At 40.5% G+C, this 19,230-nt stretch carries 27 protein-coding genes and 1 pseudogene; 24 read left to right on the plus strand and 4 right to left on the minus strand.

The window, feature by feature from the left end; translation table 11 throughout:
- The first annotated feature begins 36 nt into the window (after window positions 1-36).
- The 3 genes from ACTJJD_RS12125 to ACTJJD_RS12135 all read left to right on the plus strand — a co-directional run bounded on the left by ACTJJD_RS12125 (window position 37) and on the right by ACTJJD_RS12135 (window position 2,782).
- On the plus strand, window positions 37-1,179 hold the full coding sequence (locus ACTJJD_RS12125; RefSeq protein WP_024719700.1) for an AI-2E family transporter: 1,143 nt from the start codon (window positions 37-39) through the stop codon (window positions 1,177-1,179).
- Between the two features lie 124 nt (window positions 1,180-1,303).
- The gene (locus tag ACTJJD_RS12130; protein WP_440608433.1) at window positions 1,304-2,137 is read left to right on the plus strand and encodes an undecaprenyl-diphosphate phosphatase; all 834 of its coding nucleotides are present in this window, start codon (window positions 1,304-1,306) and stop codon (window positions 2,135-2,137) included.
- Between the two features lie 171 nt (window positions 2,138-2,308).
- Entirely contained in the window at window positions 2,309-2,782 is a 474-nt protein-coding gene (locus ACTJJD_RS12135) for a hypothetical protein (RefSeq protein ID WP_007500557.1), read from the plus strand.
- 40 nt (window positions 2,783-2,822) lie between these two features.
- Here ACTJJD_RS12135 and bioB read toward each other — a convergent pair whose 3' ends face one another.
- The 3 genes from bioB to ACTJJD_RS12150 all read right to left on the minus strand — a co-directional run bounded on the left by bioB (window position 2,823) and on the right by ACTJJD_RS12150 (window position 4,936).
- A complete protein-coding gene (gene bioB / locus ACTJJD_RS12140) occupies window positions 2,823-3,818 on the minus strand; it encodes a biotin synthase BioB (protein ID WP_440608434.1) in 996 nt (331 codons plus the stop codon).
- Window positions 3,819-3,964: 146 nt separating this feature from the next.
- Entirely contained in the window at window positions 3,965-4,315 is a 351-nt protein-coding gene (locus ACTJJD_RS12145) for a hypothetical protein (protein ID WP_003213146.1), read from the minus strand.
- A gap of 243 nt (window positions 4,316-4,558) precedes the next feature.
- Entirely contained in the window at window positions 4,559-4,936 is a 378-nt protein-coding gene (locus ACTJJD_RS12150) for a helix-turn-helix domain-containing protein (protein WP_007500560.1), read from the minus strand.
- A gap of 159 nt (window positions 4,937-5,095) precedes the next feature.
- Between ACTJJD_RS12150 and ACTJJD_RS12155 the strand changes: the two genes are divergently transcribed.
- The 18 genes from ACTJJD_RS12155 to ACTJJD_RS12240 all read left to right on the plus strand — a co-directional run bounded on the left by ACTJJD_RS12155 (window position 5,096) and on the right by ACTJJD_RS12240 (window position 16,365).
- On the plus strand, window positions 5,096-5,335 hold the full coding sequence (locus ACTJJD_RS12155; protein ID WP_017358976.1) for a helix-turn-helix transcriptional regulator: 240 nt from the start codon (window positions 5,096-5,098) through the stop codon (window positions 5,333-5,335).
- A gap of 18 nt (window positions 5,336-5,353) precedes the next feature.
- Complete coding sequence (locus ACTJJD_RS12160) at window positions 5,354-5,506, plus strand: hypothetical protein (RefSeq protein WP_017358977.1); 153 nt, start codon at window positions 5,354-5,356, stop codon at window positions 5,504-5,506.
- On the plus strand, window positions 5,484-5,678 hold the full coding sequence (locus ACTJJD_RS12165; RefSeq protein ID WP_226650593.1) for a hypothetical protein: 195 nt from the start codon (window positions 5,484-5,486) through the stop codon (window positions 5,676-5,678). Before ACTJJD_RS12160 ends, ACTJJD_RS12165 begins: the two co-directional genes overlap by 23 nt.
- 102 nt (window positions 5,679-5,780) lie before the next feature.
- Window positions 5,781-6,185: a holliday junction resolvase gene (locus ACTJJD_RS12170; protein WP_135009756.1), complete on the plus strand. Its 405-nt coding sequence runs from the start codon at window positions 5,781-5,783 to the stop codon at window positions 6,183-6,185.
- 17 nt (window positions 6,186-6,202) lie between these two features.
- The gene (locus tag ACTJJD_RS12175) at window positions 6,203-6,388 is read left to right on the plus strand and encodes an XtrA/YqaO family protein (RefSeq protein ID WP_370648332.1); all 186 of its coding nucleotides are present in this window, start codon (window positions 6,203-6,205) and stop codon (window positions 6,386-6,388) included.
- A 124-nt stretch (window positions 6,389-6,512) separates the two neighbouring features.
- The gene (locus tag ACTJJD_RS12180) at window positions 6,513-7,031 is read left to right on the plus strand and encodes a sigma-70 family RNA polymerase sigma factor (RefSeq protein WP_024719695.1); all 519 of its coding nucleotides are present in this window, start codon (window positions 6,513-6,515) and stop codon (window positions 7,029-7,031) included.
- A gap of 152 nt (window positions 7,032-7,183) precedes the next feature.
- Window positions 7,184-7,831 (plus strand): phage terminase small subunit, encoded by a 648-nt coding sequence (gene terS, locus ACTJJD_RS12185; protein WP_008344125.1) that lies wholly within the window; start codon window positions 7,184-7,186, stop codon window positions 7,829-7,831.
- Between the two features lie 8 nt (window positions 7,832-7,839).
- Entirely contained in the window at window positions 7,840-9,141 is a 1,302-nt protein-coding gene (locus ACTJJD_RS12190) for a PBSX family phage terminase large subunit (RefSeq protein ID WP_162484023.1), read from the plus strand.
- On the plus strand, window positions 9,138-10,595 hold the full coding sequence (locus ACTJJD_RS12195) for a phage portal protein (protein WP_039169994.1): 1,458 nt from the start codon (window positions 9,138-9,140) through the stop codon (window positions 10,593-10,595). Before ACTJJD_RS12190 ends, ACTJJD_RS12195 begins: the two co-directional genes overlap by 4 nt.
- Window positions 10,596-10,629: 34 nt before the next feature.
- Window positions 10,630-11,721: an XkdF-like putative serine protease domain-containing protein gene (locus ACTJJD_RS12200; protein WP_440608435.1), complete on the plus strand. Its 1,092-nt coding sequence runs from the start codon at window positions 10,630-10,632 to the stop codon at window positions 11,719-11,721.
- A gap of 22 nt (window positions 11,722-11,743) precedes the next feature.
- Complete coding sequence (locus ACTJJD_RS12205) at window positions 11,744-12,667, plus strand: phage major capsid protein (RefSeq protein ID WP_008344119.1); 924 nt, start codon at window positions 11,744-11,746, stop codon at window positions 12,665-12,667.
- Window positions 12,668-12,680: 13 nt separating this feature from the next.
- Window positions 12,681-13,064, plus strand: a complete 384-nt coding sequence (yqbG, locus tag ACTJJD_RS12210) for a protein YqbG (RefSeq protein WP_024719690.1) — start codon at window positions 12,681-12,683, stop codon at window positions 13,062-13,064.
- Window positions 13,061-13,417 (plus strand): YqbH/XkdH family protein, encoded by a 357-nt coding sequence (locus ACTJJD_RS12215; RefSeq protein ID WP_056702588.1) that lies wholly within the window; start codon window positions 13,061-13,063, stop codon window positions 13,415-13,417. The genes yqbG and ACTJJD_RS12215 overlap by 4 nt, the downstream gene beginning before the upstream one ends.
- Window positions 13,414-13,911 carry an HK97 gp10 family phage protein gene (locus tag ACTJJD_RS12220; RefSeq protein WP_025207873.1) on the plus strand — a complete coding sequence of 166 codons (498 nt, stop codon included), beginning with the start codon at window positions 13,414-13,416 and terminating at the stop codon, window positions 13,909-13,911. The genes ACTJJD_RS12215 and ACTJJD_RS12220 overlap by 4 nt, the downstream gene beginning before the upstream one ends.
- A 4-nt stretch (window positions 13,912-13,915) precedes the next feature.
- The gene (locus tag ACTJJD_RS12225; protein WP_203143598.1) at window positions 13,916-14,371 is read left to right on the plus strand and encodes a phage tail terminator family protein; all 456 of its coding nucleotides are present in this window, start codon (window positions 13,916-13,918) and stop codon (window positions 14,369-14,371) included.
- A complete protein-coding gene (locus tag ACTJJD_RS12230) occupies window positions 14,358-14,570 on the plus strand; it encodes a hypothetical protein (RefSeq protein WP_008344108.1) in 213 nt (70 codons plus the stop codon). Before ACTJJD_RS12225 ends, ACTJJD_RS12230 begins: the two co-directional genes overlap by 14 nt.
- A 3-nt stretch (window positions 14,571-14,573) precedes the next feature.
- Window positions 14,574-15,920, plus strand: coding sequence for a phage tail sheath family protein (locus tag ACTJJD_RS12235; RefSeq protein ID WP_024719687.1), 1,347 nt, complete (start codon window positions 14,574-14,576; stop codon window positions 15,918-15,920).
- Between the two features lies 1 nt (window position 15,921).
- Window positions 15,922-16,365 (plus strand): phage tail tube protein, encoded by a 444-nt coding sequence (locus tag ACTJJD_RS12240; RefSeq protein WP_003213309.1) that lies wholly within the window; start codon window positions 15,922-15,924, stop codon window positions 16,363-16,365.
- Between the two features lie 276 nt (window positions 16,366-16,641).
- On the opposite strand, the gene ACTJJD_RS12245 is transcribed toward ACTJJD_RS12240, so the two are convergent.
- Complete coding sequence (locus ACTJJD_RS12245; protein WP_074041930.1) at window positions 16,642-16,731, minus strand: putative holin-like toxin; 90 nt, start codon at window positions 16,729-16,731, stop codon at window positions 16,642-16,644.
- A gap of 152 nt (window positions 16,732-16,883) precedes the next feature.
- Here ACTJJD_RS12245 and ACTJJD_RS12250 point away from each other — a divergent pair, with 152 nt between their 5' ends.
- From ACTJJD_RS12250 to ACTJJD_RS12260, 3 genes and pseudogenes are all read left to right on the plus strand, one after another.
- Window positions 16,884-17,324, plus strand: a complete 441-nt coding sequence (locus tag ACTJJD_RS12250; protein ID WP_008344099.1) for a phage tail assembly chaperone — start codon at window positions 16,884-16,886, stop codon at window positions 17,322-17,324.
- 41 nt (window positions 17,325-17,365) lie between these two features.
- The gene (locus ACTJJD_RS12255) at window positions 17,366-17,503 is read left to right on the plus strand and encodes a hypothetical protein (RefSeq protein WP_008344097.1); all 138 of its coding nucleotides are present in this window, start codon (window positions 17,366-17,368) and stop codon (window positions 17,501-17,503) included.
- Between the two features lies 1 nt (window position 17,504).
- Window positions 17,505-19,230: pseudogene (locus ACTJJD_RS12260) on the plus strand (transglycosylase SLT domain-containing protein); the annotation flags it as partial.

Here is a 19,230-nt window from a genome sequence, read left to right on the forward strand (position 1 = left end):
TTTACTAATAAAATAGCCCGTGTTTGGAGGAAAGATATGAATTCTATGCAAATGTGGAGCAGTCGATTTAGAAAATTTTTTCTTGATAACAAGTTTGTTCTCTTTTTACTCATCCTGCTATTAATAGGGTTGAATATCCTTGTTTTCATGAAAGCATCTTTTATTTTCACACCGCTCATTGTACTCATCAAAACCATTGCCTTACCGATTATTTTAACGGGGGTTGTGTATTATTTATTAAATCCAATTGTGAATTTATTAGAGAGATTTAAGGTCAAACGGATCTTTTCGATTTTGCTTTTATATATCGTCATTATTGGGATCATTACAGTGACCATTGTATCTATTATTCCTTTTTTACAAGCACAAACGATGAGTCTGTTTCATAATTTGCCAAAATACGTTGATACGGTAGAAGAACAGATTCGACAACTAACAGGAAGCAACTTCATTAATCAGGCGCAGAAAACGATGAATTTTAACGTCTCTGAATTGGTGAGTAAAGCGTCAAGTCAAGCGACGAAGATTTTGGAAAGTACTTTTACCGGAGTCGGCACTTTCTTAGGGGCGCTTACTGAAATTATCATCTCGATCGTGACGGTTCCGTTCATTCTGTTTTATCTATTAAAAGACGGCAAAAAACTGCCTGACTATTTCTTGAAATTTATTCCGAATAAGTTTAGAGAGCATACACATATCGTGCTTCACGAAATGAACCATCGCTTAAGCTCTTATATTCTTGGACAGATCATTGTCAGCTTCTGTATCGGTGTTCTTCTTTTAATCGGTTATCTGATTATTGGACTTGACTATGCGCTGCTTCTGGCGATTATTGCGGCATGTACAAGTGTAGTGCCTTACCTTGGGCCAACAATTGCCATTACACCAGCGATTGTGATTGCACTTGTCACATCACCTATTATGCTACTGAAACTGATCATTGTCTGGACAGTGGTTCAACTTATTGAAGGGAAATTCATTTCTCCTCAGGTCATGGGGAAAAACCTTCATATCCATCCGATTACGATTATTTTTGTTCTATTAACAGCAGGTAAATTGTTCAGCGTAGTCGGCATCATTGTCGCGATTCCGACGTATGCCGTTCTGAAAGTGATCACGACCCACCTGTTTGATTGGTTCAAAATGCGATCCAATTTGTATAAAGAAGAAAAGGTTTGATGTCATAATCTTTTTTAGAAAAAAATATAGTATCATAAAGACGAGCTTTCGAAAAAGAAAGCTTGTCTTTATGTGGACATAGATGTTTGCCTTCAAAAGATCAGAATTGAAAGGAAAGAAAATCATGAATATATGGGATTTATTCGTGGCACTGGTTTTAGGAATTGTCGAGGGATTAACAGAGTATGCACCTGTCTCGTCTACAGGGCATATGATCATTGTTGATGATCTTTGGCTAAAATCAAAAGACATCATTACGCCAGAGGCTGCAAACACATTTAAAGTCGTGATTCAGTTAGGTTCTATTTTAGCTGTCATGATCGTGTTCAAAGATCGTATTTTGAACTTATTAGGCTTAAAGAAAAATATCACAGAAGAACAAAAACGCAGCGGACATAAGCTGACCATTGCTCAAATTGCTGTTGGACTCGTCCCAGCCGTCATTTTAGGATTCTTATTTGAAGATTATATTGATAAATATTTGTTTGATGTGAGAACGGTCGCTGTCGGTTTGATTTTAGGGGCTGTGCTGATGCTTGTCGCTGATTGGATCAATAAACGTAAAACAGAAACAAGCTCTGTGGATAATATGACGTACAGACAAGCGCTGTATATCGGGCTATTTCAATGTTTAGCACTATGGCCAGGCTTCTCGCGTTCAGGTTCTACAATAGCAGGTGGTGTTATTCTTGGACTGAATCACCGAGCGGCGGCTGACTTTACGTTTATTATGGCCATGCCGATTATGGCGGGAGCAAGCCTTTTAACACTTGTTAAAAATGCCGAATATTTAACAACAGACATGCTTCCATTCTTTATTGTGGGCTTTGTGAGTGCGTTTATTGTGGCTCTCTTTGTTGTTCGATTCTTCCTAAAACTGATTAATAAAATCAAACTTGTGCCTTTTGCGATCTACCGAATCATCCTAGGTCTGATTTTATTCATCATGTTTATGTAATGATGGAAAACTACTCTTTTAAAAGAGTAGTTTTTTTGTTGTTTTGCCCTTTTAAACAGTAAAAATAGCCTCTTAATTGGTAGAAAAAGAAGTTTTTTCTTAAATTAGTGTTTAAGTGACAAAGAAAAGGGTAGTACATAAACATACCAATTAAAGGAGGAGTTAGAAATAATGAGGAAAACAAGTAAATTTTTTGTTAGCTCTATGATTGCTACGTCAATGGTTGCTGTCCCTTTATCTCTTACGACTTTTGGTCAAAAGGCTGAAGCTGCTACGACAACAGGTGTCGATGGAAGTGTCTCGATTGATCCAGTAGCCATTGCCGATAAAATTGAACAAGCAGTAAAATCATCTCAAAATCGTGATGGATTTGTAAAAAATGCGGCATACAGTGCATTCTATGAAGCAGGTCAAAATTACAACGTAGTTGTTCAAAACTTAAGCCAAGATCATGACTTTAGCGGACTGAACAATGTTGTTTATTATGATAGTGTTGAATATGACGGTATTACGTTTGGTATTTGGGTATTTGAAGATGGTACGTTTGTCAACAATGGTGACGGCGGCTATATTAACTGGACTTTTGTTGGTAGCTTTGACCGCGAAGAAGGAAGCGGTACTGTCGATTTCCATAAAAGATTCTAATCTCAACGTCAAAAGTCTGCCGATTCATCGGCAGACTTTTTTAAAGCGCACATTCTTCTATTTCAAAACCTAAATCTTCAATGATGTGTTGATCGGTTTGAACTTGCTGTCCTTTTGTCGTTAAATAATCGCCTACAAAAATAGAGTTCGCTGCATATAATGCGAGAGGCTGAAGCGTTCGTAAATTAAACTCTCTTCCCCCAGATACTCGAATTTCCTTAGCCGGGTTGATAAATCGCATCAGTGCCAAAACCTTCAACGCTTTGATCGGATGTGTGCGTTCTTGATGTTCAAGAGGCGTTCCTTCAATTGCATGGAGAAAGTTGACGGGAATCGAATCCGCATCAAGGGCTCTCAGCGCAAAAGCCATTTCAACAATTTGTTGATTGGTTTCGCCCATTCCAATAATAACCCCTGAACATGGTGACATCCCTGACTGTTTGACCTTATCAATGGTCGATACGCGGTCATCATACGTATGGGTCGTTGTAATTTGAGCATGATGATCTTGATGTGTATTGAGATTATGATTATACCGATGAACACCCGCTTCCTTCAGCCGCTTCGCTTTTTCTTCATTTAATAACCCAAGGCATGCACACACCTTCAAAGGCATTGTCTCAGTAATTTCCTTTACTGCTGCGGTGACTTCATCTAATTCACGGTGCGAAGGTGCTCTCCCGCTTGCTACAATACAATAAGTCCCTGCTTTTCTTTTTAACGCCTCACGCGCACCGGCCACAATGGTTTTTTGGTCAAGCATTGTATACCTCTCAACAGGAGCTGTTGAAATCACCGATTGTGAACAATACCCGCAGTTTTCAGGACAATATCCGCTTTTGGCGTTAAAGATCATATTTAACTTCACCTTTTTTTGAAAAAAATGAAATCTCACCTGATAAGCTGCATGCATAATAGGCAGCAACTCTGCGTCGTCTGCTCCAAGAATTTTTAGACCTTCTTCCATAGTAATCGGTTCATGATTGATGGCTTTCTTCACGATCGTTTCCCAAGACAAAGACGTTATTTTTCCCATCATAAGCCCCTCTCAATATGTAAACTTATTTTTATTAAAAGTTAACATAATGGATAGAGATTGGCAAGCACTGGTAAGCAGCTTAAGTAAAAACACAAAAAGGCGATGAACATAAAGTCATCGCCTTTTCATATGAAAAAAATCGCTTAACGAACAGTAATATAGTTAATAACAAGCTCACCTAGTGAATTATAGTAAGACACTGTAACAGAACCGCGTTGTACAGCACGGATCCATGTGAAGTTTGGAGCAGTTTGGTCTAATTGAATGGCATACGTTGCGCCTGAGACAGAAATTTGACTTGCTGGAAGTGAAACAGCGATTGAAGAACCTACAGTAAGTGTGCGGTTCACCGTAATCACTTTATTCATAATAGGAGCTTTTGCTATAACTGGTTCTTTAGGCTGTGCAGCTGCATGAGCACCTTCAGTTTGGAAGAACGTAAGAGCACCTAAAGCAGCTAAAGACAATGTACAAGCTTTCATTAATTTTTTCATCGGTAACACTCCTTTTTTTGGTATATACATATATTAATAATAATAGAATTATATGTCAATCAAAACAAGTGGAAAAATGAGTATTTTTGGTGAAAATTGTCACATATTATGTAGGGGAAGACGATTTTACCCAAAAAACACATGATTTTTTATTCATATGTCATTCTTTTTTAGGGGGAAAAAGAGACATAAAAAAAGCTGGGTATCTACCCAGCTATGTGATGCTTTATGAAAAGAGATCTTTTATTTGTCGTCTGTCTGTTTTGGCTGACGGCCTTTTTGTTTCTCTTTCTCTCTAATGTAGTTAATAAAGTCGATGGTTTGTCTTCGTGCTTCTTCAGAAAAATCGGAGGCAGCTTTAAACGCAATTTGCAAATCAGGATCATCTGCAAGATCGTCATCAGAGGCGTTTTTGTCTTTACCTGTGAGAAGATAATCTGTTGAGACCCCGTATAACTCGGCGATTTTCACAATCATTTCACCATCTGGCTTTCTCAATCCATACTCCCAGTTAGCATAGGTCGACATCGCCTTTAACCCGAGTTTTTTGGCAACGGTAGACTTACTCCATCCATGTTTCTCTCTTAATTCAGTTAGAATCTTTCCAGTCAAATTATCCATCGGAAACACCTTTTTTCATATTATGTGTAAATTTTATCATGAATTACACGGAAAAGATAAATAAATACACAAAAAGAATAAAAATATGATTGACTTACCCGTTTTGTGTATATTATCATAATGAATATAACTTACACATAATGAGTAAGAGGTGGAAACATGAAACTTGAAAATTTACGAGAAGAACGAATATTACAAGGAAAAACACAAACGTATATGGCGAAAAAACTTGGATATAAGTACACGAGTGGCTATGCAAATATAGAAATGGGACGAACAAAGCCCAGCTTAGAAATAGCCAAGCATATTGCAGATTTGCTAAATATCGGTGTTCAAGAGCTTTTTTTTGGTCAAAAGTTACACAAAAAGAGTAATAGTCTTGAGGAAGACCGTTCTTAAAAAGGGGAGACAAACAGAATGAGTATCGAACATCCGATGGTGACACAAATGAATGATTTCGGCTATCCAAAACGTTACTGGCCATATGAAATGTCCCGAAATGGTTATCGATTAGAGGACGAGGACCGTGAGAAAGGATTTGATGATGATGAGACATCAGATGACATTTGATGCCCGAAAAGAAGCCCAGCATTGCCTAGTACAAGCTGGCGGCTGGATCACTTTTCATCAAAAAGAGCCGATTTTTGCTTTCCCCACGGCAGAAGAAAAACGCACATACATGACCCTCATGGCAGAAAAAGCCGTTGATGACAAGAAGAAGGAAAGGATGAATGCGACATGAATCGATTGAAGCAAATCATGACATTCCTGAAATGTTTGCTCAATGCGGGTCAAAACGAACAAGACATTCGGCAGTGGGCGAAGGATGACGGGAGATCGTAGCATGGTCCTTCATTTTATCATTGAAAAAGAACATTTATGCACAAAAGAGACATTGATAAACAGAATTCAAACAGCCGCAAAAGCGCAATGCACAAGCAAAATAAAAGGCGCATTATCACTCGACATTCGCTCATTTTACAATATGCCCATTGATCTAGCGAACAGGCAAGACACACGTACATCTGCAGAAAAAGGCCTGATACGCCCGGTACACATCAGCATTCTTCAACCAAAATTGCAGTATATACAAGAAGCACTTCATGCCGTTACCGATGACGCCTCTTTACAGATTGTAGAATTAAGAGTTTCACAGTTTTATAGCATGCGTCCTCGAATGGAAATCATTTTAAATACGATGGGTGATGATATGAGATCCTCACCACCAAATAAGGAGACAAGCATATGAACGAGCCAAAACAACTCATGATTCAAGAAAACCAGACATTTGTCGGTGAAATGGAAAAAGGAAAGATTCAAGTCATTGTGTTAGATGGAAACGTAGGAACGGCTTATATGATGGATGTACCTGAGCATGGAAAAACGATTATTCAAACAGCAAAAGGACATTTTGCAAGAGTTGATCATGAGATTGGTTTTAAAATCAGCTAGCCTGATGAACAAGAACAACTGAATAAGTCCAAGACGGAAAGCCTGCGGACACTGATCAAGACCCTATAAAAAGGGGCTGATTGGTGTCCGTTTTTTATTTTCTTAAAAAAGGGAGAGAGCATAGATGCAAGATTTACTGATTGAATATAAAAGAAGTTTAAAAGATGCCAGAAAACGATATGAACAATTGAAAGACAAAGAAGAGAAACAGATGTCAGATCAGGACAAACATGATCAAAAAATGATCGCCAGTATGGTCAGTGATTTAGAATACGTGGTGGAATGGCTTCAAATCGGTAGAGAGCCAGGCGCACGCAGAGGATTAGATAGACGGTCTGTGTATCAGCGCACCATTCTTGCTAATCAAGAGGTATTAGAGGCTTTATCACATGAATACACCCTCATTCAAGAGAAAGAAAGAGAGGTAAGTGAGCGGGACAAAAGGCGAATTGACGAAGCCTTATCCGTTTTGACAGATCGAGAGAAGGACGTATTTTTTATGCACACAACGCAGGGTCTGTCATTTAGCGAGATTGCGATCATGCTAGATGTAAAAAAAGGAACAGTCCAAAAACATATGGAAAGAGCTCGGACCAAAATGTCCAAAAAAGTACAAGAACGCCTATTCAGAGCTGCTGAATAGGCGTTTTTTCTTTCATCACATCAATCTTCAAAAGCTTGTCTTACAGTTGCCACCTATAGTTAGAAAGACCAAACGAATGTTTGCTAGCCCGGCACAAATGATTTCTCATCAGGGAATCATTCGAACTAAAAGGAGGCGGCAGGTGAATGTAAATGAAAGATAAACGGATAGAGGCTAAGCAGGATTATATGAAAGGGATGACGTACCAGCAACTAGCCGATCATTACAACGTCTCCATCCATACCGTTAAATCATGGAAAAGACGATACGGCTGGCAAAGACAAAAAACACCGTCAAAGCAGGCGCACTCGATCTTTCATCAATTTCTTTCAGATGAAACGATTGAAATCATGGAAAAAATGGATGGGCGCACATCTCTTGATATCATCTGGGATCAAATTCAAATTCAATACGCAGCCATTATTCGAGCGCAGCGCATCATGCATGTAGCAGATCAAGATGACATGATCAAAGAACTGAAAAAGGCGACGTACTTGCCTTCTTCATTAGAGGAAGAAACAGGCGAAGGCATTCATCCAGAGCCAGAGATCACGGCAGAGGAATTTTCGTTTCAATTTTCATGGGATCGGCATGCTACTTTTTTAAATGCCCAATCTCGTGCAATGGGAGAACTAAGACGGCTGATTAAACAGTTTGAAGAGCTCGCTCACGCAAAAGATGAACGAAGATTAAGGCTGAAGCAAATTGAGCTGACAATCGAAAAAACAAAAAAAGCAGTTCGTGAGGAAAAAGAAGAAGATCTTCATATCATGATCAAAAGAAAAGAGGACGATTCATGACGCCGTTGATTGAAAAAGAAGTCAATCCTCACTTTGAACACTTTTTGTTCGATTGGAATCAAAAGTTTCAGTTTTTAGTAGGCGGTTATGGCTCCTCCAAAAGCTATCACATTGCTTTAAAGCTGATTTTAAAACTGCTTGAGGAAAAACGAACAGCACTTGTCATTCGAGAAGTGTATGATACGCACCGGGAGTCGACCTACTCTCTTTTACAAGAAATCGTCAGCGATCTTGGCATCGATCATCTAGTAAAGTGCCGCAGTTCACCGCTTGCTCTCACTTTTCGCAATGGGAGCAGCATTTTATTTAAAGGACTGGACAAGCCTGAGAAATTGAAGTCGATCAACAACATCTCAATTATTTGGATTGAGGAGTGTTCCGAGGTTTCTTATGAAGGGTTTAAAGAACTGCTTGGAAGGCTGAGACATCCGGTTTTACCTCTTTATATGATGTTATCGACGAATCCCGTTGGTCAGGATAATTGGACGTACAGACATTTCTTTAGAGATGAACAGCTGAAACGATTTGTCCTTGATGACGAAACCTTATACAAACAGCGAACCATCGTGATAAAAGATACGTACTATCACCACTCAACAGCAGAAGACAATCTATTTCTTCCTAAAAGCTATGTCAAGCAGCTGGATGAGCTGAAAGAATACGATCCAGATCTTTATCGAATTGCAAGAAAGGGATACTTCGGTATCAATGGAACAAAAGTGTTTCCGCAATTTGAGGTCAGACAGCATACTGACGTATTAGAAGCGATCGGGCAGATTGAAAGACCGCTGAAACGAGCGGGGATGGATTTTGGATTTGTCGAATCCTACAATGCGCTCATTCGGTTAGCTGTCGATCATGAAAAAAAGTACTTATATATTTATTGGGAATATTACGACCGCGGGAAAACGGATGATGAAACAGCTGTTGATCTGAAAGAATTTGTTGAATCAAAGGAACTCATTAAGGCAGACGCAGCAGAACCTAAAACGATTCACTATTTTCGGCAGCGCGGATTTCAAATGGTCGCTGCGCATAAGTTCCAAGGGTCACGTTTGCAATATACAAAGAAAATCAAACGATTTAAGAAAATCATTTGTTCTGATGCTTGCCCTTATACCATCTATGAACTTCAATCACTAACCTATAAGGCAGATAAGAACGGCCGCTTAGAGGAAGATGAATTTCAAATCGACCCACACACATTATCCGCCATTTGGTATGCGCTAGATGATTATGAGGTGACCGATTTGAAACAGACTGCTTCAGAGCGTGTCCGTCCAAACCGAGAGAGGAGGTCCATACAATGAAACAATTAAAAGCAACGATTATGAAGGCCAACATGTCTGATCATACAAAACAAATGTATGAGGATGAATTTTCATACGAAAAAGATGACATTGTCCCGCCGCCCTACCATATCAATGAATTAAAAAGCATGGCAGAATACTCAACGATTCTTCAGCAATGTATAGATGCGTATCGAACAAACATTTTAGGCTTTGGCTTTGGGGTGGAATACGCCTTTGATTTTAATGCGGAAGATGTGAAACCGGTCAAAAAGAAGACAGCCGAGAAGGAATGGACAAGACTCGAAGAGTTTACGAAATACATGAACTATGATGAGTCTGCTGACGTGATTCTTGGTTATGTCCTAGAAGACCGGGAGAAAACAGGAAATGGCTTTTTAGAGGTGCTGCGGGATGGACAAGGAAAGCCGGCAGGAATCGAGTATTTGGATGCACTCCATATCCGCATTTGCAAGCTGAGTGAGCCAGTCGACGTCGAATTCCGCTACACAGAAAACGGCGAATTAAAGACGATGAATCGCAAGAAACGATTCCGAAAATATGTGCAGGTCATCAATGAGAAGAAAGTCTTTTTCAAGGAGTATGGAGATCCGCGCATATTAAATTATGAAACAGGCAAGTACGATGATGCTACACCAGAACCACTTCAAGCAACAGAAGTCATTCATTTTAAAATTGGCAGTGGGACGTATGGGATTCCCCGCTGGATTGGCAACATCGTCAATATGTATGGCGCACGAAAAGCAGAAGAGCTGAATTATCTTTATTTTAAGCAAGGAAGGCATGTACCTGGTGCCATCATTGTTGAAAACGGCATGCTGTCAGAGACTTCTTATCAGCAGCTACAAGATTATATGGATGATATTGAAGGGTCTGATCATGCGCATAAGTTTTTATTGCTTGAAGTAGAAGGGCTTCCGACAGAAAAAGGATTAACAGGTGAAGAAGATGTATCAAATGTCAAAGTGAACTTTAAATCCTTGGCGGAAATCCTGCAAGAGGATGCGCTCTTTTTAGAATACGATGAAAAGACGAGAAACAAAATCCGCTCCGCTTTTCGTCTGCCGCCTATTTACACAGGAGAGTCACAAGATTATAACAAGGCCACGGCAGATACCGCGCGAAAAACAACGGAGGAGCAAGTGTTTCAGCCAGAGCGGCATCTTATTACAGGGAAACTCAATACTCTTTTTCTCCCGGATTTAGATATATGGCATGTCCGCTTTCTATTAAATGGTCCTGACTTTAGAGATCCATTAGAGATAGCGAAGGTTCTGACACCATTTATTCAGGCTGGGGCAGTATCGCCAAATGATTTGCGAGATCTTGCGGGGCGTATTCTTGGTAAGACGTTAGAGGAATGGCCGGAAGAATTCTACCACCGACCTTTAGAAAGCCGCATAAAAACAGCTGATGGGCTGTCTCCATCCGAGTCAAACCAGCTGGAGAAATAAAAGGACGTGAGCTTTTTTGAAAGGGGGTGAACATATGCCAAGGGAATTAAAAAACGCAAAAATTACACATGTTTCCTATGTGGACAAGGCCGCCAACCAAAAGAAATTTTTCTTGATGAAAGCAAAGAAAAAGCAGCCTGACTTTCAAAAAGAAGTCAGTGTCCTGACGAAGGCAGAGGATGCGCATCGCCTCGTATATGGCGTCGTGTATGAACCGAATACACCTGATGCACATCAAGACTTTATGTCGGCCAAAGAAATTGAAAGAGCAGCACACGGTTTTATGAAAGATGCCCGTCACATTGATAAACAGCATGATTTTCAAGACGGTGTTGGCGAAGTCGTCGAATCATACATTGCCCCAGCGGATTTTGAAGTAGGCGGGGAGCTGATTCAAAAAGGATCTTGGGTACTTGTGACAAAGGCATCACAAGATATTTGGGACCAAATTCAGCAAGGCCATATTACAGGCTACTCAATGGCTGGAACAGCAGACATCATCGCAATAGAGGAACACGATCAGCTCCTATCTCAAGAAACGAGCGAGAGAGGGCTTTTTTCTTTGCTGAAAAATTTCTTTTTGAAAGAGGAAGGTGCAAATATGCCACAACAATTTTGGAGCGTTTTAGATCATCTGCTGGAAACGTTGCAGTCAAGTGATGGTGATGAGTCTAGCGTAAGAGCGGCACTTGAACAATTGATTCCAATTGTGCAGGATGTGTTGAAAACAAATGATGTCCTCCAAACGATTGGTGAAAGACAAGCATCCGTTCAAAAGCAAGATGCCGGATTAACGACTGATCAAGTACGCGAACTAGAAAAAGCAAAAATGGCCATCGACAACGTTTTACAACAAGCGGATAAACAAGGGAAAGATCAAACAGGTGAAGAAGAACCTGTACAAAAAGTGCTGGAGCAAGTGGTTGCGCCAATTCGTCATCAGCTCTCTTCCTTAGAGAAATCAGCAGGCAGAGAAAAAGCAGCGATTCAGGAAGTGCTTCAGCAACAGCTACTGCCTATTTCAGAGCGGATACACATGCTTGAAAAAGCGCGGGGCATTTCTAAACAAACAAATCACGATACACAAAATGATATGACAAAGCCCATATGGGATGGCTTACTATAAGCCTAAATAAGGAGGAAAAAGTGTGAGAAATCAAGAGTTGATTCGCAAGGCTGAAATGACACTTGCCAGCTTAAAAACAGGCGGTCTCATGAACGCAGCCCAATCCAACACATTCATTAGAATGATGCAAAATACACCAACCGTTTTAAATGATGCACGTATCATTCCAATGGAAAGTGATTCACAAAAAATCGAAAAAATCGGCTTCGGTCAGCGCATTTTACGCCCAGCAGAAGAAGGCAAAGCGCTTGATGCAAAAGACCGTGTTGTCCCAGCGACAAGCACTGTCCAGCTCAATGCAAAAGAAGTCATTGCTGAGATCCATATGACGTACGACAGCATTGAAAACAACATTGAAAAAGACGGGATTCAGCAGACCATTATGCAAATGCTGGCGGAACGAGCGGCAGTCGATATTGAAGAACTGATCGTCAACGGTGATACAACATCACAAGATCCATTTTTAGCTCAAATGGATGGCGTACGAAAACAGGCAGTTTCTCATATTGTCGATGCGAATGGAGCGGAAATTAGCCGTCAAATGTTCAAACAAGCCTATAAAGCGATGCCGTCAAAATATTTACGTGTACCTCAGGATTTCCGTTTTTATACATCCCCAAGTTTAGAGGTCGAGTGGAAAGACCAAGTAGCAAACCGTCAGACAGGTCTCGGAGATGCGGCGATTCAAGGCGGACTTTCTTCTGCATTCGGTGTTCCGGTCAAAGGTCTTGCCAATATGCAGCCATATGATGAAGAAGGAACAGACGTATCAGATATTTTACTGACACATCCGAAAAACATTATCGTAGGGTTTTCTCGCAATATTCGTATTGAAGTAGAAAAAGATATTCGCAGCCGTAAGTTTATCATTGTTCTGACAGCGAAGCTCGACAGCAAATTTGAGGAAGAGGATGCTGTAGCCAAAGTAATGAAAGTGAAAGAGTAGGTGACAGCAGGCTATGATCATTTCTGCTGAGGAACTACAAGCCTATTCTGTATTTGATCGCGTGAAAAATCGTTCTGTAGAGAGACTAGCGGCAGATATTATTGAAGCAGAAGCAGCGGTATTTCAAATTGTCGGGCACGATTTTACACATGAAAAATATCAGCCCATTCCTGAAAAAGCAAGGATCGCCTTATTAAAAATGGCCCAGTATTTTGCCATGCTGAATGATGATGAATCCATGATGAAAGGCTTGACTTCAGAAAAAATGGGTGATTATTCATATGCAAAGGCAGCGGACAAAGTGAAAGGCAGACCTTATGTGTATGCCCTTCTTGTTGATTATATTGAACCTTCATTAACTGGCGGCAGCGCCAATTTAAAGGTGAGATCATTATGAGCTATGATTCTCTATTAACGGATCGCTGTGATCTTTTTCACTTAGAGAATGAAGAGGCAGTCCGCGGCAAATTTGGTATACCAGCAGGAGATCTGCAAACGGACATCTCTTATCCTGATACACCAAGTATGAGAGATGTGTCTTGCTATGTTGTAGAAAAAAGCCAGTCACTCGTGCAAGAAGAACCGAATACAGTCATCTATCAGTCCTATCTCGTCCATTTCCCTTTAGCAAGCGACATTCGCTTGCATGACAAAATGGTGTGGAACGGCATCTCACTCAAATTGCAGCAGCCAAAAAGAGTGAAAAATCATCACATGGAAGTGATGGCCGTCAGAAAGGAAAACCTATGAAAATTGATGGACTTGACCGGCTGCTATCCCAGCTCCAACAGGCAAATAGTGGCGGCTTAACGGCGCAATATCAAGAGTGGTTACAGGAAATGGGCTTACAGTTTTTAGACATCATTCAAGATGAAATCATCAAAGAAAAGGCTGTTGATACAGGCCGTCTCCTCAATTCCTTTCAAAAAGGTGACAAGGAGAATCACTTTCTCACTTCCCGAGGCGGGCTCACGCTAGAAGTAGGGACACAGCTCGATTATGCCTCTTACGTGAATGATGGACATGCCATTTCTTCAAATGGAGAACGAAGATGGGTGCCTGGCAGATGGAACGGCAGCCGCTTTGAATATGATCCGAATGCCAGTACTGGCATGATGCTTTCATCTCAATGGATTGAAGGAAATGGGTACTGGGATCATGCCGTCATGCTCTATGAACAAATGTTTGAACACTCGCTGGATCGAAAGCTTCAAAGCTGGATCGATCGACATTTTGGGAGGTGATGGAATGAATCAAGAAGTCGGGGCAATCATGCATTATATATACACACGCTATCCAGTGAAAATGTATGATCGTCTTCTGCCAGAGCGTTTTCAAGTGCCATCTGTTTATGTGCCGCCAGTGACTGTCATTAGTGGTCCAGATACAGTGTCTACTTTTATGAAATCTTATTCGCTGCAAGTGAAAGTGTTTCATATGAATACAGAAAAAGCGCATGATGCGGCGGAAACAGTCGTCGATGCATTGCTTGCTGATCGTCAAATCATTCAGATGATCAATGAAGATGGAGAGGTGCTTGATGATTATGTCCGCATAAAAAGAGTGGAAACTAGAATCATAGATCAAGGTGTAGCAGCGATTGTCCTGACGTGGGATAGCAGCTATTGGTACAACCGAGATAAACAGCCAAGCCTAGAAGATATCAATTTTTCAGATGGGGTGATCAAACGTGAGCAAGACTAAAAAAACACAGCTCGATCAAACAGCGGGCGAAGAAAAAGAATTTGGCTTTTCATTTGAAGCCTTAAAAGAGCACAGTAAGGATCTTTTTGGGGTAAAACCAGAAATCCTTGAAGGTGCTCTTTTTTATATCAAACATCAACCAATTACAAAAACAGAAGCAAAGAAGCATATCGATGCTTTTTTGTCCAAGGAGGTTTAAAGGATGAACGGAGGCACTTTTACACCAGGTACAGAGAAAAAGCGTCCTGGCATTTACTTTAATTTTAAAACAACAGCAGAGCAGCGAATTACTTTAGGCGAGCGAGGAACAGTTGCACTTCCTCTTGTCATGAGCTGGGGAGAACCAAAAACCTTTATTTCCGTTTCCGATATGGAAGACTTAAATAAAAAGGTCGGGCTTAACATTGATGATAAGTCACTTCTTCTTTTCCGTGAAGCGAAGAAAAAAGCGCAAACGGTCTTGCTTTACCGCCTAAACGAAGGAGAGCCAGCCAAAGCGGAAATCGCAGAAAACTTTGTGGTCACAGCCAATTATGGTGGTCAAAAAGGAAATGAGATTACCATTCAAGTGGCAGAAAATGTACTCGACAGCACAAAACGTGACGTTATCACCTATCTTGGAACAGATATTGTCGATAAACAGGTGGTCACAGATGTCAAAGATCTTGTGAAAAACAAATACGTTCAATTTTCTGGTGAAGGCGAAGCGGTCATTACTGCTGGAGCGGCTTTAAGCGGCGGGAAAAACGGTGTGGCAAGTGTCGCAGATTATACAGCTTTCCTAGAAGCAGCTGAAACGGAATACTTTGATGTTATTGCACTCCCAGTCGATAATAGTGAGCAATTAAAAGCAACATTCGCGTCATTTATTGAGCGTTTACGTAATAAGCAAGGACGTAAGGTGCAAGGCGTTGTGGCTAACTATGCAGCTGATCAAGAAGGTATCATCAATGTCACAAGCGGTGTTGTTTTAGAAGACGGAACAGAACTCGCGCCTGCTCAAACAACAGCTTGGGTCGCGGGAGCAAGTGCAGGAGCGACTTTTAATCAGTCACTGACCTTTGTTGAATACGAAGGAGCAGTCGATACATTAGAGCGTCTTGATAATGATCAAGTAGAATACCGTTTATCACAAGGAGAGTTTCTTTTCACTTTCGATGCAAGAGACCGCACGGTGAGCGTTGAAAAAGATATTAACTCTTTGACAAGCTTCACGGTTGAAAAGAACCAGCAAATGGCGAAAAACAAAATCATCCGTGTGCTAGATGCAATCAACAATGATTTAACATTTGAACTGAAAAATTTGATTAAATTACGCAAAGCCAATGGCAATGACATTCCAGCATCTGATGATGGAGTGCAGCTTGTGAAAACACTGATTACACAGTATCTCACACAACTTCAAGATGGCAGCGGTATTACAGGCTTTAACTCAGAAACAGACATCGTCATTGGCCTCAATGAAGATCGTGATGGATTTATCATCGATTTAGCAGTACAGCCAGTAGACGCAGCAGAAAAATTCTATTTCAATGTGGAGGTGAAGTAAGATGGCTTTTAAAGCGCAAAATACAATCTCAGGTAAAGAAGGTCGTCTTTTCTTAGAAGGTGAGGAACTTGCCTTTATCAAAACGTTTGAAGCAAACGTGGAGAAAAATAAATCAGAAGTGAACGTAATGGGCCGCCGAATGACTGGCCATAAAACAACTGGGGCAAACGGAACAGGAACGGCAACATTCTATAAAGTTACGTCACGTTTCGTTCAACTCATGCTCAACTATGTGAAAAAAGGGGAAGATCCTTATTTCACTCTTCAAGCGGTAATTGATGATAAATCATCAGGCCGAGGCACAGAGCGTGTGACATTATTCGATGTCAACTTTGATTCAGCTAAAATTGCTGGACTAGATGTCGATTCAGAGGCACTTGAAGAAGAAGTTCCATTTACATTTGAAGACTTTGATCTGCCTGAAAAGCTGAAGAATTCTTTCTAAGAAATGCGGAGGAAATTAGCTAATTAATTAGCTAAATAAAAACCAAATATGCTATAATGCAAATGTAATGAAAAATGAATGCATTTGTAATGCACATTGCAATAAATGACACACAAAATTATGTTTACATGCAAAGAGATTTGCATACAATAAAAAGAAGCCAGGATGCGCTAACATCCCGGCAATGTACAATGAGGCCCTTCAAGGGGCTGGCTTATCAATTAGATAGTTTTAAGGATAGACTTTCCCTTTCACCTACCAAAGCTCAAGGGGAGTCTATTTTTTGTTTATATACGTCAACAAAGCAAGGATAAACATCCCGAATAAAAGCATTAGGGAAATCGCTTGGAACGTTGACATGAGCATCACCCCCTTCCTATCGGGGATGAGCCAGACACCCTTGAGCAAGCCGTTCAATTGTACGAGTTATATTATACATGAAAAGATTGGAAAGCACATTCAAAAAATGGATGTGCTTTTTTGTATTCAAAAAAACAAACAAAAGGGAGTTTTTAAACATGAGCGAAAAACAAACATTTGATCTTTCATTTTTTATGCCAGGACAAACAGTAGAAGCAGAAGAGGTCAAAGTACCAATTTCTAAGCGTTTTGTTGATAAAAAAGGGAATGTCATTCCTTTTGTCTTCAAAGCGATTACCACGGAACGTATTGATGAATTGGAAAAAGAAAACACCACGTTCAAAAATGTCAAAGGCAGAGGCCGCGTAAAAGACTTAGACAGCCAGCGCTTCTATGCACGAATTGCCATTGAATCGACGATTTATCCAGATTTCCGCTCAAAGGAATTAAGAGAAGCCTACAGCACACAAGATCCAGTTGAAGTTGCAAAACGTGTTTTATCTGTCGGCGGTGAATATGCAAACTGGTTAAACAAAGCGATTGAAATCAATGGATTTGAAGACGAAATTGAAGATTTAGAAGACGCAGCAAAAAACTAATAAAAGATGGGGATAAGGAAGCGGTGTTTTTATATTACGCCATGCATGAGCTTCACTATTCTCCATCAGAACTCCTCGATTTATACGAAGCACCAAGACAATTTAAGGCATTCTTATTCGGACTCATCAGCTACAAACTCGACATGCTAGAAAAAGAAGCAAAGAAAGGAGGGAAATAAACTGGCGAAGCTCACTGCACGATTTGAATTAGAAGACAAAGTATCAAAGAAGCTGTTGCGCATTCAAAAACGATTTCAAACGTTTGAGAAGCAGCTCAAACCATTTAGAAAACCGGTGAAAATAAGCCTGGAAATGGATGAAAAGAAGCTAAGGAACCTCAATTTATCGATTAGAAGGTTATCTGTATTATCCATGAAGCTAGATCAAGGAATCTATCGTGATCTCAAATCATTAACAAACCAGCTGAACATGATACCGAAACAGATGGTCATAACCATTCAAGCAAAAGGACTAGATGTCATTAAATCCAGTATAGATCGCTTGAAACAATCACAAGCAAGTCCAATCCTGCTGACGTTCAAACTGAATGATCAGTTGTCAGGAAAAATGTCATCAATCAAAAAATCAATCCTTCAGCTCATGAACAGAACGTACTATATGAGATTAAACATGGTTGACCAAGCCACCGCTGCCATTCAACGAATCAAAAAGACACTCAAAAGCTTGACAATGGCTAAACATGAGATCAGAGTGTCTGTTCAAGACAATGCAAAGAGTAAGTTGAAAAAACGAGATCAGGCAGAGTCAGTTGTGAAAGAACAAAACATAAAAAAAGAACCTGAGGCTGTTAGTCCGTCGGTTAAAACGGATGAACCTAAACAGGGTTGGCTCCAGAGTCTTGCTAATAAAGGATTAAGTGAAATTGAAAAATATGCAGGTGATGTTGCAGACAAGGTGAAAGAAAAATTAAGTCCTAGAAAGTTTTGGGACGAAAAGGCACTTCCTTGGGTTGAAAATAAAATGGAAGAGTATAAGCAAGATGTAATTGGAAGAATAAAAGAGAAGATTAAATTTAATCCTGAAAAAAAACTAGATGAATTGGTGACCAATGTATTAGATCGTCTCTTTGGTGCAGGTGATCAATCGAATGGAAGTAGCACTCCAACACCAACAACAGCACCAACAACAGCGCCGACAACAGCGCCAACAACGGCACCAACAACAGCACCAACATCCACACCATCAAATTCAGCTCCCAATAAGAAATCTAAGCCGCGAGGTGGTAAAGGTTTGTTTCGCAATAGTTGTTGTCCCTGTTGTGCAAGAGGTTTAAGCAGGGGAGGATCTACTAAAACCAAAAATAGAAATGGTCAATCACCAAGACAACCTAGAAATCCAAATGCCACAACAAGAACCGAAATGAATAGAAGACCTCCAAGTAAATTAGGGGATGCGTTGAAAAATATCGGTAAAGGGAGCGGCAAATTATTAAAGAAAGTACCTATTCTAGGCAGTGTACTTAGTGCAACAAATCTAATTGGTATGAAAAAAGAGAATGCTGGTGAAAAGATCGGTGCGACTGGAGGCGGCATCGCCGGAGGGATGGCAGGTGCAGCAGCAGGTGCAGCTATTGGAAGTGTAGTACCAGGAGTAGGCACAGCTATCGGTGGTCTAGTAGGCGGCATCGCTGGAAGCATGGGGGGCGAATCTATCGGTGAAACGGTTGGAAAGTGGTTTGATGGTGGCGGATTTGAAAAGATTGGTCAAAAAGTCATTGAAATCAAAGATCAAATTGTTGAAGTGTGGTCTACAGTCGCAGACTGGTTTATCCAAAATGTGTGGACACCATTAAGCAACACGGTTGGCACGGTAGCAACCACGATCTGGACAAGTCTAGTCAATGCCTGGACATGGATACAAGAAACATTCAGTGCAGTAGCAGGCT

This window comes from Bacillus sp. 22446 (genome assembly GCF_052044955.1).
GTDB lineage: Bacteria > Bacillota > Bacilli > Bacillales > Bacillaceae > Bacillus > Bacillus altitudinis.